The 13940-nt window shown below is 31.7% G+C and carries 18 protein-coding genes and 1 tRNA gene; 9 read left to right on the forward strand and 10 right to left on the reverse strand.

Annotation, left to right across the window (positions count from 1 at the left end; all coding sequences use genetic code 11):
- Nucleotides 1–3: 3 nt before the first annotated feature.
- Nucleotides 4–765, forward strand: coding sequence for a V4R domain-containing protein (locus MSM_RS06800; protein ID WP_011954458.1), 762 nt, complete (start codon nucleotides 4–6; stop codon nucleotides 763–765).
- A gap of 2 nt (nucleotides 766–767) precedes the next feature.
- On the opposite strand, the gene cobI is transcribed toward MSM_RS06800, so the two are convergent.
- Nucleotides 768–1472 carry a precorrin-2 C(20)-methyltransferase gene (gene cobI, locus MSM_RS06805; protein WP_004032562.1) on the reverse strand — a complete coding sequence of 235 codons (705 nt, stop codon included), beginning with the start codon at nucleotides 1470–1472 and terminating at the stop codon, nucleotides 768–770.
- A 92-nt stretch (nucleotides 1473–1564) separates the two neighbouring features.
- On the opposite strand from cobI, the gene MSM_RS06810 reads away from it, so the two are divergent.
- Complete coding sequence (locus MSM_RS06810; protein ID WP_011954459.1) at nucleotides 1565–3403, forward strand: helicase C-terminal domain-containing protein; 1839 nt, start codon at nucleotides 1565–1567, stop codon at nucleotides 3401–3403.
- An 18-nt stretch (nucleotides 3404–3421) separates the two neighbouring features.
- Here MSM_RS06810 and MSM_RS06815 read toward each other — a convergent pair.
- The 8 genes from MSM_RS06815 to hpt all read right to left on the reverse strand — a co-directional run bounded on the left by MSM_RS06815 (nucleotide 3422) and on the right by hpt (nucleotide 7925).
- Nucleotides 3422–3495, reverse strand: a tRNA-Arg gene (locus tag MSM_RS06815).
- A gap of 10 nt (nucleotides 3496–3505) precedes the next feature.
- Complete coding sequence (locus MSM_RS06820; RefSeq protein WP_004036305.1) at nucleotides 3506–4525, reverse strand: hypothetical protein; 1020 nt, start codon at nucleotides 4523–4525, stop codon at nucleotides 3506–3508.
- Between the two features lie 11 nt (nucleotides 4526–4536).
- Complete coding sequence (locus MSM_RS06825) at nucleotides 4537–4851, reverse strand: transcription factor S (protein WP_004032559.1); 315 nt, start codon at nucleotides 4849–4851, stop codon at nucleotides 4537–4539.
- Between the two features lie 96 nt (nucleotides 4852–4947).
- Entirely contained in the window at nucleotides 4948–5370 is a 423-nt protein-coding gene (locus tag MSM_RS06830; protein ID WP_004032558.1) for an NUDIX domain-containing protein, read from the reverse strand.
- Nucleotides 5371–5406: 36 nt separating this feature from the next.
- The gene (locus MSM_RS06835) at nucleotides 5407–5697 is read right to left on the reverse strand and encodes a DNA-directed RNA polymerase subunit L (RefSeq protein WP_004036309.1); all 291 of its coding nucleotides are present in this window, start codon (nucleotides 5695–5697) and stop codon (nucleotides 5407–5409) included.
- Nucleotides 5698–5708: 11 nt separating this feature from the next.
- The gene (locus MSM_RS06840) at nucleotides 5709–6281 is read right to left on the reverse strand and encodes an exosome complex RNA-binding protein Csl4 (RefSeq protein ID WP_004032556.1); all 573 of its coding nucleotides are present in this window, start codon (nucleotides 6279–6281) and stop codon (nucleotides 5709–5711) included.
- A gap of 68 nt (nucleotides 6282–6349) precedes the next feature.
- Nucleotides 6350–7354, reverse strand: coding sequence for a diphthamide biosynthesis enzyme Dph2 (gene dph2, locus MSM_RS06845; protein WP_011954460.1), 1005 nt, complete (start codon nucleotides 7352–7354; stop codon nucleotides 6350–6352).
- A gap of 1 nt (nucleotide 7355) precedes the next feature.
- On the reverse strand, nucleotides 7356–7925 hold the full coding sequence (hpt, locus tag MSM_RS06850; protein WP_004032554.1) for a hypoxanthine/guanine phosphoribosyltransferase: 570 nt from the start codon (nucleotides 7923–7925) through the stop codon (nucleotides 7356–7358).
- 103 nt (nucleotides 7926–8028) lie between these two features.
- Between hpt and MSM_RS06855 the strand changes: the two genes are divergently transcribed.
- From MSM_RS06855 to MSM_RS06885, 7 genes are all read left to right on the forward strand, one after another.
- Nucleotides 8029–9372: a signal recognition particle protein Srp54 gene (locus MSM_RS06855; RefSeq protein ID WP_004032553.1), complete on the forward strand. Its 1344-nt coding sequence runs from the start codon at nucleotides 8029–8031 to the stop codon at nucleotides 9370–9372.
- Complete coding sequence (locus MSM_RS06860) at nucleotides 9369–10583, forward strand: tRNA pseudouridine(54/55) synthase Pus10 (RefSeq protein ID WP_048058634.1); 1215 nt, start codon at nucleotides 9369–9371, stop codon at nucleotides 10581–10583. The genes MSM_RS06855 and MSM_RS06860 overlap by 4 nt, the downstream gene beginning before the upstream one ends.
- Nucleotides 10584–10593: 10 nt before the next feature.
- A complete protein-coding gene (gene moaC / locus MSM_RS06865; protein ID WP_011954462.1) occupies nucleotides 10594–11061 on the forward strand; it encodes a cyclic pyranopterin monophosphate synthase MoaC in 468 nt (155 codons plus the stop codon).
- A 69-nt stretch (nucleotides 11062–11130) separates the two neighbouring features.
- Entirely contained in the window at nucleotides 11131–11292 is a 162-nt protein-coding gene (locus MSM_RS06870) for a preprotein translocase subunit Sec61beta (RefSeq protein ID WP_004032550.1), read from the forward strand.
- 64 nt (nucleotides 11293–11356) lie between these two features.
- On the forward strand, nucleotides 11357–12181 hold the full coding sequence (hisF, locus tag MSM_RS06875; protein ID WP_004032549.1) for an imidazole glycerol phosphate synthase subunit HisF: 825 nt from the start codon (nucleotides 11357–11359) through the stop codon (nucleotides 12179–12181).
- Nucleotides 12178–13113 (forward strand): DNA glycosylase, encoded by a 936-nt coding sequence (locus tag MSM_RS06880; RefSeq protein ID WP_011954463.1) that lies wholly within the window; start codon nucleotides 12178–12180, stop codon nucleotides 13111–13113. Before hisF ends, MSM_RS06880 begins: the two co-directional genes overlap by 4 nt.
- Nucleotides 13114–13117: 4 nt before the next feature.
- Nucleotides 13118–13474: a VOC family protein gene (locus tag MSM_RS06885; RefSeq protein ID WP_011954464.1), complete on the forward strand. Its 357-nt coding sequence runs from the start codon at nucleotides 13118–13120 to the stop codon at nucleotides 13472–13474.
- A 10-nt stretch (nucleotides 13475–13484) separates the two neighbouring features.
- On the opposite strand, the gene MSM_RS06890 is transcribed toward MSM_RS06885, so the two are convergent.
- The gene (locus tag MSM_RS06890) at nucleotides 13485–13919 is read right to left on the reverse strand and encodes a peptidylprolyl isomerase (RefSeq protein ID WP_004032545.1); all 435 of its coding nucleotides are present in this window, start codon (nucleotides 13917–13919) and stop codon (nucleotides 13485–13487) included.
- Between the last annotated feature and the right edge of the window lie 21 nt (nucleotides 13920–13940).

Here is a 13940-nt window from a genome sequence, read left to right on the forward strand (position 1 = left end):
TTAATGATTAAACAAAAACCACTTCAGATATTTTCTAAAGATGCGGATATGGGTATTGATGTTGTTAAAAGCCCAGTCAAACTTACAATTTTGGAAATGCTTCGTAGCAATGACATGGAATTTGATGAAATTGTTAAAAATACGGGTAAATCAAAATCTACAATTTCTGTACATTTAAAAAGTTTACGGGAAGATGGAATAATCTCATACAGATTAGGCGAGTCAGACAGCAGAAGAAAAATTTTTTATTTAAATTCAAAATATCTTGGTTCTGTAGAAGTATCAAAGAAAAATGAAATTGAAGAAACAAGAGCTGAATATTTAATTGAGAACATTGTTGAAAATGACGGAGATTTCACAGTCTTATTATTCCATACTTTAAGGTCCATGCTTATACAGGAAGGAATAAATATTGATCCGGTATTGCATTCTACTGGTATACGTATGGGACAATCTTTATATAATAAGTTGTATGATGATGATTTGGAAGTATTTATAGAAAATATTGCTGAATTTTGGGAAACAAAAGGCTTAGGTAAATTATCTTTTAAATTAGGTCAAATTATCAAAATCACAGCTTCCGATTGTTTTGAATGTGAATTGCTTCCAAAAACAGGAAAACCGGCATGTTATTTGGACACAGGTATTTTTCAAGCTTTGTTCAGCGAATTTTTCGGATTGCCTGTTCGTGTAATTGAAATTCAATGCTGTTCAATGGGCGATGAAAACTGTGTTTTTGAAATTGAGCCTTTTAAACGCAAATAATTTTAGTCATCTGTAAATTTAATTATGGTTGTTGTAAGGTATGGTTTTTCAGTTGAAAAACCTTCCACTATTTTTTCATTTTCTTGGGTACAATTTTGTACTGAAAATACTTCTTTAGGTCTGTTTTTTTCATCAATAGCAGATTCCAATTCTTTTGTATTTCTGGAAGCTTTCATTAAAACGATTGAATCACTATGTTCCAGGAAATTGTCCAATCTGCCATCTATTTTTGGAACAATAGTTAATATGTCATTTTTTTCAACTAAAGGTTCATTTTTAGCAGCTGCACAGGCAGTAAATGAAGTAATCCCGGGTATTGTTTCTATTTCATATCTATTGGCCAGTTTCTTTTGAGTATATGAATATGTACTAAATATTGAAGGATCTCCAAGAGTTATAAAAGCTACATCTCTTCCGCTGTCTAAATAATTAGCTATTAATTCTGCAGCACTATTCCAATATTTTTCAAGCTCTTGCTGATCTTCAATCATTGGGAATAAAGGTTCTACAACCATTAATCTTTTATAATCTTTTCTTTTTTCTAAAATTGGTGTTACAATTGACAATGCTATACTTTTCTTTTCTTTTGCGGATTTTGGTGAAAATATTACCGGAACACTTTCTAAAACTTTAGCTGCTTTTAAAGTAAGTAATTCTGTATCTCCAGGTCCAACACCAATTCCAATTAACTTTCCTTTTTTCGCCATATTATCATCTTTATGATTTAATTTTTGTGAATATTAGTTTTCATATGCACTTCTATAATTTATTTATAGTATTGTAACTAATATATTGTTTGATGTCTAATTCTATTTTTTGTCCAAATTGTGGTATGTTAAAAAGTAATTGTACTTGCGGTCATTCAAATAATGAGGTTTCTTCATCAAATGGGGATTCTGTTGATTTGTTTAGCTTTCAAAAGCCAAGATCTTCTTCTATTTTAGATGATGAAATTCCTGAAGTTTATTCTATTGAAGACCACAGGTTAGATGAAGATACAGTTTCTTATCTTCAGGGAAAATACCCGCACATTGAAACAGACATAATTGAAAATTTTCCTTTTGAAACACCTAGGGTGGGGCAGCTTGATATTATACAGGATATTAACGATGCAATTCGTCAGGGATATAAATATATTATTTTGGAAGCAGGAACAGGAACAGGTAAATCTGCAATAGCTACAACATTAGCTAAAATGTACGGTTCTGCTTATATTTTAACAATGACAAAACAGTTGCAGGCTCAATATGCTGATGAGTTTGATTTCCCTTTAGTTAAAGGTAGGCAGAATTTTGCCTGTTTAAATGATAATTTAGAGTCTACATGTGATATGGGAACTTGTAAGACAACGCCAACTTCAAGTAACTTTTTCTGCCCATATGGTGTAGCTAAAAATCCTACTTTAGATGCAGAATTAGCTTTTGAAGATTCTTATGGTGGAACTGTATTTTATCAATCAGGTCAGCACTGCCATTATTGGAATCAGAAGGCAAATGCAGTTAACTCTCCAATTACTTTGATGAACTATGACTATGGAATTCTGGAGTTAAATTATGTAAAACATTTTGGTACAAGATCTTTATTGATTTTAGATGAAGCTCATAATATTGAAAATAAATTAATGAAGACAATGGAAGTTAATTTATTTAATTACCGTTTAGAGAAGGATATTAATAAAGTAATATCTAAAGAAACATTGAAAGACGGGGAACTTGAAGACTGGATAATGGAAATTGCAGCTATTACAGAAAGCTATGAAGATATTGACATTAAAGATATTTCTAAAAATAAGGCGGATAGAGTGAGGTCAACTATCGGAAGGCTTAAGTCACTTAAAAATAACCTGGAAAAAGAACCTAAAAATTGGGTTATTGATGCGGATGATACAGGTGTTACATTTAAACCATTAAAAGTTCATCACTATGCTACCAATAATTTATTAAAATACGGGGATGTTGTTATATTTATGAGTGCAACTATCCTTTCCCATAAGATGTTTTCAAAGTGGTTAGGTTTAAATCCTAATGAAGTATATCATATTAAAGTTGACAGTCCATTTTCAAAAGAAAAAAGGCCTATTATTTTAGATTTGGCAGGTAAAATGTCTGCAAACAGGATTAAAGATACTGCACCTAAAACAATTCCTATTTTGCAAAAAATTCTGGAAAAACATAAGGGCGATAAAGGTTTGATTCATACCAACAGCTATAAATGTCAAAGGTATATTAATCGGAATTTGCCTAATTCAAGGTTAATTTCACATACTTCAAAAAATAGGGAAGAGGTATTAAATTATTTTGAAAAAGATGAAAATCCTTTGGTTTTGGTATCTCCGTCAATGAGTGAAGGGGTGGATTTGCCATACGACAAATGCAGATTCCAGGTTATTTATAAAATTCCTTTCCCTTATCTTGGAGATAAGCAGGTTGATATGAGACGTAGAAGAGACCAAAAATGGTATGCATATAAAACAGTAATGACTCTTATGCAGGCTTATGGTCGTGGAATGCGTGCAGAAGATGATTCTTGTTATACTTATATCTTAGATAGTGATGTTAACATGATTCTTAAAAGTCCATTATATCGCTCTTTAATCCCTGACTTCTTTAAGGAAGCTATTGTCAGGCTTAAGGATTAAAATATTTTAAAAAAAGTACGGACCTAGGGGGATTTGAACCCCCGACCTCAGGATCCGAAGTCCTGCGTCATTCCTGGCTAGACTACAGGCCCAAAATAGTATTTATTCTTTTTTATTTTTCTTTGAATCAACAGAGACAATAGGAATTTCATCTATTTCTTCAACACTTGAGAAAATATCGTCAATAGATTCATTATCTAAACTAGCTTTTTCGTATTCTATTTCTTCAATTTCTTCTTGACTAAGTCCTTTTTCTTCTTCAGGTCTTTCTTTAGGTAATGGGACATCGTCCAGTGTTGCTTGTTTGGTGTGGGTGACTCCTTCTAATTTGGAAACAGGTTTTTTAAGGTTTTCTTTAAATTCACCAATGTCAAATTCTCCAATTTTGTAAGATTCTTTATCTAAAGGGATATTACTTTTTGGAATAATTTTTTCTTTTGGTTTTTCTATTTCTTTTTTTTCAGCTTTTTCTTCCCTGTCTATATTTTTAATTGAACTAGCTAGTTTATCTGCTTGTTTAAAGCCAAATATTTTGTATGCTCCAATTATCACCAACAGCACTCCAATTATTATCATAACTGCAACAATACTGTTGTGTTCTCCGGAGGTTACATTGTCAATAACTCTATCACTAGCTCCTATAAACATAATAATGGATCCAATAAGTAATAATATTCCTATAGCTAAACTAACTATTCCACTTACAGGAGTTCCACCTATTTTTGCATTTAATAGATTATCAAAGCCTTCAGAAATAGTTCCGTCTAAGGAATCAGAGGGTTCTTCGCTGTATTCTTCATTATCTTCAGAAAATTCAATATCATCTAATTTAGTTTTTATGATGTAATCTTCATTTATTTCTTTTTTTTCTAAATTTTCCCCGGGTGTTGAATCAGAATCAGGGCGATAAATAAATTCATCATCTATTTCGTATTCTTTGTTGTCATCTGTGTCATGAAGGTATGCAAGTAATTCTTCATCTTCTTCATACTCTTCATTGTCTTTTACATCGAATACATCTTCTGAATTGTCAGCAGATTCGTTTATATCTTCATCTTTGACATTATTTAGCATATCCTTTAAATTAGAAATCCTATGCTCATTTTCTTTAGATTTTTTCATAAACTATCCTCTTAATCGTATTCTCTCCATGTGTGTCCACATTTAAGACACTTAAAGAAACGTGTTTCAGCTTCATCAGCACTACGGGTTTGTTGTAACCACCATGAAGCTTCTGTGTGACCACATTCTGGACAAACCGCTTTTGTAGTTGGAAGTGTATTTACATCTTCTCCTTTTTCAATAACACTATCATTTTCTTTAATTTTTTCATTAACATTATATTCTGATTTATCTTTTGATAATTTTTTAGTATATCCGCAACTACATTTTAATTCATTGTCTTCTGTTGGAAGTAACATTGATCCACATTCAGGACAAAATTCCATATTTTTTAACCCCTTATATAATTTTTTCTTATCAAAACTTTTATAACATTTTAAATTATATTCTCAAGTTATTTATATTTTTACTATTTTTTAACATTAAAATTTACTTGAAACGGCATTTAAACAATCGTTAATAATTTTTGCATGGTCGAAAGCAAGTTCGATGTTGACCAAATCTTTTTGGGAAAAAATACCTATTTCACAGGCATCACTATCTGCTTTTTTATTATCCATATTTCCTTTGGCTATATAAGCTACGGTTATTGTGTGCCCACGAGGGTCTCTATCAGGTTTTGAGTAAACATTAACTAAATCTAACAGTTCTACATCAATGTTTGTTTCTTCTTTAGCTTCACGAATAGCTGCTGTTTCTACAGTTTCACCATATTCTACAAAGCCTCCTGGAAGAGCCCAATGATTTTTAAATGGATCATTTTTTCGTTTAATAAGAATAAAATCAGTGTTTTCATCAAAAATAAAAATGTCTGTGGTTAATGAAGGAATTTTATAATCTCCCATCATATCCCCTCAAAATAAAATAAGTTTTTATTGAAGTTATAAAGTTTCTTCAATAAGTTTTTTAAAGTCTGCAGCATCATCTTTAAGTTGGCTAGCTGCTTTTTTCAATACTTTCCTTGGTCTTTTTCCTCTTTTGGTTTTGATGGTCATATTTGGTTCACCGGTAAGAGGATGGTCAATATTGTAAACAGCATATTCAACATCACTATCTTGCATTAAGATGTGTCTAAGTGCATTACATACTCCGTGGCTTTCGCCATGTACAATAAATTCAAGTTCTAATGTTTTATCTTCAATAATTTCAATATTGGTATTGTTATCCATCATATCAACCTTAATTAGCTATTAACATAATTTATAGAAACTTCACGTTTTTCTTTTTTCTTACATGTTCTACACTGGACTTCATTTTCTTTTTGTGTGGTATTCATATAATCTCTGCAACGGGTACACATTGCTTTTAAAACTCCACAATCTTCATCCACTGTAGCTAAATCAACATTATCTCCAGTAATTTTTACTACTTTTGCTTTTACAATATCTCCAATTCTAAAAGCATCTGTCAATTTATCTAAATATCCTGATTTTGCTTGGGATATGTGAATTGCACCCATGTATGGAAGTGCTAAAGGTCTACTACTATCTGTTAAACAATCAATATTTACATTAGCTCTTTGAGTTTTTATATCTGTAATCTGTCCGTAAACAGTATCACCTAATTTTAAAAGAGCAGGTTGGCTAGATTTGGCTTTTACAGTAATAGTCCTCATTTTTGAATCAATTTGAACATTTCCTAATACTGATGATTTAATCTCGCCGTTATCTTCATAAGTACCTTTTCCAAGTAAATATTGCTCAATTATTCCTAGTTTATCTCCAGGCATTACAAATGCCCCGTTTTTTATACTCATAATCAAATCACCAAAATAAGGAATTATTAATATTAATATAATAATTTTATTTTTATTAATATTTAAAACTATTTGTACCTTTCATGGAATAAAATTTCATCCAATTGGTAATTTTCCCATTGTCTTTTATTTAAAACTATTTCAAGTTCCTGTGGTGTTAATAATGGTTTTTTATACATTTGAGAATCATCAATAGCTATTCTTGGACAGGCTGAAACAACAAAAGCATCTAATTCCATGTATGGCAGTAATATGTCGGGATTTATATTGTCCGCCATTATGATATATGCCTCCATTTTGTTATCTTCTAGAATTTTTTTGATTTCTTTAGCTAGTTTCATTCTGTATTGTCCCTCTTTAGAAGAAACTATTATTCCCCATTTTTCAGCTTCTCTTGCTTTTGTAATTCTTGCAAATCTGATTCTCAATATTCTGTCTGCAAAAGCACTGATATCTCTTATTTCACTGTTATATGGGTCTAAAGCCAATACTGGTGATTTGGTAAATAAATAAATTCCTAATGGATGGAAATTTCCGCTACCTATAAATAAGTAAACTTCAGCGTCCAAATTTTTGATTGATGAAAAATTGCATCCTAAAACTTGTCCTTTTTTAGTATTTTTAGAAGATCCAAGAACTACTTCTTTTCCATTGTCTTCCAAATAATCTTTAATTTCATTTAACAAATGTAAGTGTTGTGTTGTAGTTACAAGAGCTATTTTTGAATAGTCTTCTAGTTTTTCAAGACATTTTTCAAGGTCTTTTTTGACATCAATATTAGAAAAAGCTTCTATGAACAGTGTCGGCACTTCATATTTTAATGGAAGTGGGGTGTGGCCATAATGAACGATTAAATCAACGGAACCTTTCATTTTGTAATCACTTACATCACAGGCTCCAAAACAAGGGTCTCCAGATATTATCACGGTAGCAGGAGTTTGTGATTCAATAGCCTTTGCTATTTTAACTGCCTGCATTTTAAGACCTTCCGGAAATTGAAGACCTACAGTTCTAGCTCCTTTTTTATTAATCTTTCTTATGACTTTGTCTAAGTCCATGTTATACATTGACATTTTAATCTTCAATGGTTTTTTCGATAACTACTTTGCCGTCAATTACATCTAATTTTACAACTGAAAATATTGGAATGCCAGTTTCTTTTTCAACTAATTTTTTGCCTTCTCCTTTTTCAATAACAGCTACTGCAGCTTTTATGTCAATATTTAATTCTTTTAGTGCATTTAAAGTTGAAATTAATGTTCCTCCAGTACTTACAACATCATCTATTAAAAGGATTTTTTCTCCTTCTTTTAAATCATTTATATATAATTTAGAAGACCCGTAGCCTGTTTTTTGACTTATTTCTTTTTCTCCTTCAAGTCCATATTGTCTTTTACGGATAATTACAAATGGGATGTCGGTAGCTAAGGATAAAGCTGTAGCTAAATGTATTCCCATAGCTTCAATAGCGACTATTTTATCAATATCCATATCAACATGTTCTTTTACAACATTTGCTAATTCACGAAGCATTGAAGGTTTCATAGTTGGAACTCCATCACTTATAGGATTAACAAAATAATTATAATCTCCTTTTTTAACAATAGGAGAAGCTTCTAAAGATTTTTTAACTTCTTCTAACATTTATCTCACACAAAAATTTAAAAATTAAATCAAATATAATATATATTTAATATAAATATTAATATAAATTTTTCTTAAAGAATAATTTTAATCGTGTGATATTATGGCGATGCTTGGAAATTTAGGTGAAAATCTTACTAAGACTATGAAAAAATTAGTAGGAATATCAGTTATTGATAAAAAAACAATAGAGGAAGTTGTAAAAGAAATACAACGTGCTTTAATTCAATCTGATGTTAATATCGCTTTAGTTTTAGATTTATCCAAAAAAATTAAAAAAAGGGCTCTTGAAGAGGAACCTCCAAAAGGTATTACTCCAAGAGAGCATGTTATAACAATTATTTACGAAGAAATGGTAAATCTGTTAGGTGGTGAGGCACCAGGATTGGATATTGATGTTAAACCTTATAAAATCTTGTTCTTAGGTTTGCAGGGTAGTGGTAAAACAACTACTATTGGTAAATTATGCAGATATTTACAGAAAAAAGGTTTTAACCCTGCTGTTGTGTGTACAGATACATGGAGGCCTGCTGCTTATGAACAGTTAAGACAATTAACTGAAGAAATGCAGGTGCCGCTCTATGGAGATCCTGATAATAAAGATGCTCTTGATTTGGCTCAAAAAGGTTTGAAAGAGTTTAAAAACAGGAAAGTCATTATTTTTGATACTGCAGGAAGACATAAACAGGAAGAAGATTTGATTGCTGAAATGGATACCTTGGATGATATTATTCAGCCAACTGAATCTATTCTTGTAATTGATGGAACAATTGGTCAGCAAGCAGGTGAACAGGCTAAGGCATTCTCACAGGCAACTGATGTCGGTTCTATAATAATTACCAAACTTGACGGTTCAGCTAAAGGTGGGGGAGCAATGTCTGCAGTAGCTGAAACTGGAGCTCCAATTAAATTTATCGGTACTGGTGAACGTATTGATGATTTCGAATTGTTCGATCCGGCAAGATTTATTTCAAGATTGCTTGGAATGGGAGATATCCAAACCCTTATTGAAAAAGCCGAAGACAGCATTGATGAGGATATGGCTGAAAAAACCATGAAAAACATGATGTCTGGTAAATTCACATTGGTTGACATGAAAAATCAGTTTGAAATGATGAACAGTATGGGGCCGATGCAGCAGGTTTTAAGCATGATTCCTGGACTTGGAAATAAGGTATCTAAAGAGGCATCTAAAATGACTGAAGACAAAATTGACGGATATAAAGTCATAATGTCTTCAATGACTAAAAAAGAAATGGAAAATCCAAAGTTGATTAAACAGTCACGTATTAGAAGAATAGCTATGGGTGCAGGTGTTGAGGAATCAGAAGTAAGAGACTTGTTAAAATATTACAACAACACTAAAAAGACCATGAAAGGCATTGGAAAACGCGGACGTTTTGGTAATAATTCAATGAACCGTATGATGGGTCAATTCATGAAATGATTAGCATGTATGATTTAGTCAAAAAAATATTGAAAGAAACTAACGGTCAAATTTGCAAACATTGTTTAGGACGCAAACTTTCCCATATTGTGGAAGGCAGAGATAATATAAATCGTGGAGAAAAGATATTTGAAGATTTGGAAATTCCGAAGCCTGAAAACTGTGTGGTTTGCGGAAATATCTTTGATAAAATCAATGATGAATTATTTAAAAAGATTTATGACAAAATTGACTTTTTAAATGTGGAATTTGATACATTTCTTGTAGGATCCAGAATTGATAAGCAAATTAAAACCTGGGATGATGAACTAAGTGAAAAATTCGATTTAGATGTTGAACCAATTAAAAAAGAATTAAACAGAATAATTGGTCGTGAAATTGAAAACACTTTAGAAAAAGAAGTTGAATTTGAAAAACAGGATATTGTAATCAATGTTGATTTAAGAAAAGAACCTAAAGTTAGAATTCAGATTAATCCTCTTTTCATTGAAGGAAAATATAACAAATTAGTCCGTGGAATTCCTCAAACAAAATGGCCCTGCGGCAAATGTAAAGGAAAAGGATGTGAAGAATGTAATTTTACAGGTAAACAGTATGGGGAATCTGTAGAAGAATTGCTGTCTGAACCTATTTTGGAAGCTACAAATGGCTGGCAGGCCAAATTCCATGGTGCAGGTCGTGAAGACATTGATGTATTGATGTTGGGTTCGGGAAGACCTTTTGTTCTTGAAATCAAAGAGCCTAAAATTAGAAAAATCAATCTGGATGCTTTGGAAGAAAAAATAAATAAAATGACTGAAGGAAAAACATCTTATCACAATTTAAAATTCTGTGAAAGGAACAGAAAAGCAGAAATTAAGGTATCTTCAAGTGATGCCTATAAAATTTATAAAGCATTGGTAAAATGTGATAAACCTTATGATAGGGATAAATTAGCCAGTTTAAACAATTTGGATGAAATTCATCAACAAACACCTTTAAGGGTGCTTCACAGACGGGCTGATAAAGTAAGGATTAAACATGTTCATAATGTTTCCTGTGAAATAATTGATGATACCACTTTTGAAATGACTGTTAAAACAGAAGGTGGTTTATATATTAAAGAATTGATTTCCGGTGATGAAGATAGGACCAAACCTAATGTTGGTGAAGTTTTAGGAGTTAAATCTATTTGTGAACAATTGGATGTTGTAGAAGTAAGTGAAAAATAGGAGGATTAATATGGGTAAAGAGTTTACACACTTAACGGATAGTGGGGTGCACATGGTTGAAGTTGGTCAAAAACCAGATCAAAAAAGATTAGCTATAGCTAGTGGAAAAATACATCTGGATAAAAATACTATTGAAATGATTCAGAATGAGGAAATTAAGAAAGGAAATGTATTAACTACTGCTCAGATAGCTGGAATTCAGGCAGTTAAGAATACTTCTTCAATTATTCCTTTATGTCATCCGTTAAATTTAACTGGAATTGAAATAGATTTTGATGTTAAATCAACTGAAATAACTGCAACATGCAGTGTTAAAACATTAGGAAAAACTGGTGTTGAAATGGAAGCTTTAACTGGAGTAAGTGCTTGTTTGCTTGCAATATGGGATATGGTTAAAGCAGTTGAGAAAGATGAGAATGGACAGTATCCTGATACGAGAATAAGCGACATTTGTGTAATTAAAAAAGAGAAAATCTAAAGTTTATATACTATGAAAAAAATAAATATAGTCAATTATTTTTATAAATTAATTTAAAGGGAGTTTATCATGTCAAAAAAGAACGATAAAATTAGCATGCCTCAAACAGGTGCTGGTTTAGTAAGATATTTTGATGAAGAAAGTGTAGGTCCAAAACTTTCTCCTGAACACGTTATAGTTATTACAGTTATTTTAGCTATTTTCTGTTTTGTTTTAAGATTCTCTGGATAAAATCCAGACTTTTTTCTTGTTTTTTTTAAAAAAACAAGCTATTTTTTATATTTAGGTAATTTAAATGTTAACTAAAAGAATTATTCCTTGTTTGGATTGTGATTTGCAAGTTCCTGAAGGAAGAGTGGTTAAGGGTGTAGAATTTAAAGAAATTAAATATGCAGGAAATCCTGTAGATTTAGCTACACGTTACTATGAAATGGGTGCTGATGAAATAGTTATTTTAGATATTACAGCATCTTATGAAAGAAGAGCAACAATGGCAGATGTAATTGATCGTTTGACTGAAAATGTTTTCATACCTATTTGTGTTGGTGGGGGAATTAGAAAGGTTGAAGATTATACAAAAATGCTGAAAGCAGGTGCGGATAAATGTTCTACAAACACTGCAGCTATTAAAAATCCTGAATTGCTTACTGAAGCTTCTAAAGTTGTTGGTTCTCAAGCTGTCGTCGTTGGAATTGATGCAAAAAGAAGATATGTGGATAATCCATCAGATGCTCCAGATAAAAATGTTGTGGAAACTGATGAAGGATATTGCTGGTTTGATTGCAGTATTTATGGTGGAAGAGAATTTACTGGTATGGATGCTATAGAATGGGCGGTAAAATGTCAGGAACTGGGTGCAGGTGAAATTCTTTTAACTAGTATGGACGGAGACGGAACTAAAGAAGGTTATGACATTGCTCTAAATAAAGCTATCAATGATGCAATTGATATTCCGGTAATAGCTAGTGGTGGCGGAGGAAATCCTGCACATATTTTAGATGTATTTCAAAAAACCGATGTTAGTGCAGCTCTTGCAGCAAGTATTTTTCATTTTAACCAATATTCAATTAATGATGTTAAGCAATACTTAAAAGAAAATAATGTTCCTGTAAGATTATGATAATTAAAGCTCCGATTGACCTGGAATTAACTCAAAATTCAGGTCAAACATCCCAACCTCCCTGGAAATTGGATAATAATATTTACTCTGATGTTGTTGTAGCTGACAATAAAGCGGTTTTATTTCAAGTTAAACAAAAAGAAAATAATTTGGATTTTAATTTCATTGGGGATATTTCTAATAAGGAAGCTACCAAGAAAATAAAGACTATTTTTGATTTGGATTTTAATTTAAATAAATTTTATAAATATTTAAATAATCAGCCGGAATTGGCTGATATGACTAATTTTTGTAGAGATTTAAGATTGTTTTTAGCTAAAGATAAATTTGAATGTGTGATTTCTTCAGTATGCTCTGCAAATAATTCAATAGTCAGATGGACAAAATCCATTGATGATATTAAAAAATCATGGGGGAATAAATACACTTATTCTGAAAAAGATTATTTTACATTTCCTGATGTTTCTGATTTTAAAAACATATATTGTGATGATGTAGAAGAGTTTGAGTGCTGCAGCAATCTGAATAATCCTGGAGAATGTATCAATAATTTAAAAAGCTGCGGTGTTGGATATAGGGCACCATACATGAAAAAAGCCAGTGAAATTTTTACACTTGAAATGGACCTTGATGATATTTCAAAAATGTCTTATGATGAGGCATTTGACACAATGCTGAAAGTTCCTGGTGTTGGGCCTAAAGTGGCTGATTGTATTTTGCTTTATGGTTTTAATTTTAGGCAAGCGTTTCCTACTGATGTTTGGATTAAGCGTATAGTCTCTTATCTTTATTTTGATGGTAAGGATATTAATGTTTCTAAAATAAGGGAATTTGGAATGGAAGAGTTTGGAGATTATGCAGGTTATGTTCAGTTATATTTATTCCATTATGCCAGAATGTCCGGTCTGATGAAAAAACTTAAAGGAATGTGATATTATGAAAGTAAAGTATGTTACAATTATTGTAGATGATATGGATAAGTCTGCTGAGTTCTATACAAAAGTTTTAGGTTTTGAAGTTGAGGAAGTATTTGATTTACCCGGCGGAAAAATTGTCCTGCTTGGCAATGGGAATGAAACAGGTTTTGAATTGATACAAAATAGTACTTTTAAAACGGGTTTTTATTCTGTAGGTCTGGACGTTGAAGATATCCATGAGGAGCTGGAAAATTTCAGGAAAAATAATGTTGAAATAGCTATGGAAGCAACTAGAATATCTGTTGGCATGATGGCAAGGGTTATTGATCCAAATGGTGTTAATATAGTTTTGATTCAGCATGATGAAAAAGAATAGTTAAAAATAACTATCTTTCTTCAACATGTAAATGGAGCATTTTGTCTCCTTGTTGGATTTTATTTACAACATCCATACCGTCACCAATAACATGACCAAATACAGTGTGTACTCCGTCTAAGTGTGGTTGTGGGGAATGTGTAATGAAAAATTGGCTTCCTCCAGTATCTTTTCCTGCATGAGCCATTGAAAGAGCACCGGTTCCATGTTTATTTGGGTTTCCTTCGGTTTCACATTTGATGGTGTAACCAGGTCCTCCTGTACCGTTACCGTTAGGACAGCCTCCTTGAATCACGAAATTTGGTATTACTCTGTGGAAAGTTAATCCGTCGTAAAATCCTTCTTCTATAAGTTTTTCAAAGTTAGCTACAGTATTTGGAGCATCTTCTTCGAATAATTCCAATTCAATTGTTCCTTTTTCAGTTTCAATTATTGCAACTTTCATTTTATCACTTTTAAATTTTAA

It is taken from the genome of Methanobrevibacter smithii ATCC 35061 (assembly GCF_000016525.1).
Lineage (GTDB): Archaea > Methanobacteriota > Methanobacteria > Methanobacteriales > Methanobacteriaceae > Methanocatella > Methanocatella smithii.

Coding starts and splice junctions, on each gene's coding strand:
- MSM_RS06800 (WP_011954458.1), top strand. CDS start 4: ATGATTAAACAAAAACCACTTCAGATATTTTCTAAAGATGCGGATATG.
- cobI (WP_004032562.1), bottom strand. CDS start 1,472: ATGGCGAAAAAAGGAAAGTTAATTGGAATTGGTGTTGGACCTGGAGAT.
- MSM_RS06810 (WP_011954459.1), top strand. CDS start 1,565: ATGTCTAATTCTATTTTTTGTCCAAATTGTGGTATGTTAAAAAGTAAT.
- MSM_RS06820 (WP_004036305.1), bottom strand. CDS start 4,525: ATGAAAAAATCTAAAGAAAATGAGCATAGGATTTCTAATTTAAAGGAT.
- MSM_RS06825 (WP_004032559.1), bottom strand. CDS start 4,851: ATGGAATTTTGTCCTGAATGTGGATCAATGTTACTTCCAACAGAAGAC.
- MSM_RS06830 (WP_004032558.1), bottom strand. CDS start 5,370: ATGGGAGATTATAAAATTCCTTCATTAACCACAGACATTTTTATTTTT.
- MSM_RS06835 (WP_004036309.1), bottom strand. CDS start 5,697: ATGATGGATAACAATACCAATATTGAAATTATTGAAGATAAAACATTA.
- MSM_RS06840 (WP_004032556.1), bottom strand. CDS start 6,281: ATGAGTATAAAAAACGGGGCATTTGTAATGCCTGGAGATAAACTAGGA.
- dph2 (WP_011954460.1), bottom strand. CDS start 7,354: ATGTCAATGTATAACATGGACTTAGACAAAGTCATAAGAAAGATTAAT.
- hpt (WP_004032554.1), bottom strand. CDS start 7,925: ATGTTAGAAGAAGTTAAAAAATCTTTAGAAGCTTCTCCTATTGTTAAA.
- MSM_RS06855 (WP_004032553.1), top strand. CDS start 8,029: ATGGCGATGCTTGGAAATTTAGGTGAAAATCTTACTAAGACTATGAAA.
- MSM_RS06860 (WP_048058634.1), top strand. CDS start 9,369: ATGATTAGCATGTATGATTTAGTCAAAAAAATATTGAAAGAAACTAAC.
- moaC (WP_011954462.1), top strand. CDS start 10,594: ATGGGTAAAGAGTTTACACACTTAACGGATAGTGGGGTGCACATGGTT.
- MSM_RS06870 (WP_004032550.1), top strand. CDS start 11,131: ATGTCAAAAAAGAACGATAAAATTAGCATGCCTCAAACAGGTGCTGGT.
- hisF (WP_004032549.1), top strand. CDS start 11,357: ATGTTAACTAAAAGAATTATTCCTTGTTTGGATTGTGATTTGCAAGTT.
- MSM_RS06880 (WP_011954463.1), top strand. CDS start 12,178: ATGATAATTAAAGCTCCGATTGACCTGGAATTAACTCAAAATTCAGGT.
- MSM_RS06885 (WP_011954464.1), top strand. CDS start 13,118: ATGAAAGTAAAGTATGTTACAATTATTGTAGATGATATGGATAAGTCT.
- MSM_RS06890 (WP_004032545.1), bottom strand. CDS start 13,919: ATGAAAGTTGCAATAATTGAAACTGAAAAAGGAACAATTGAATTGGAA.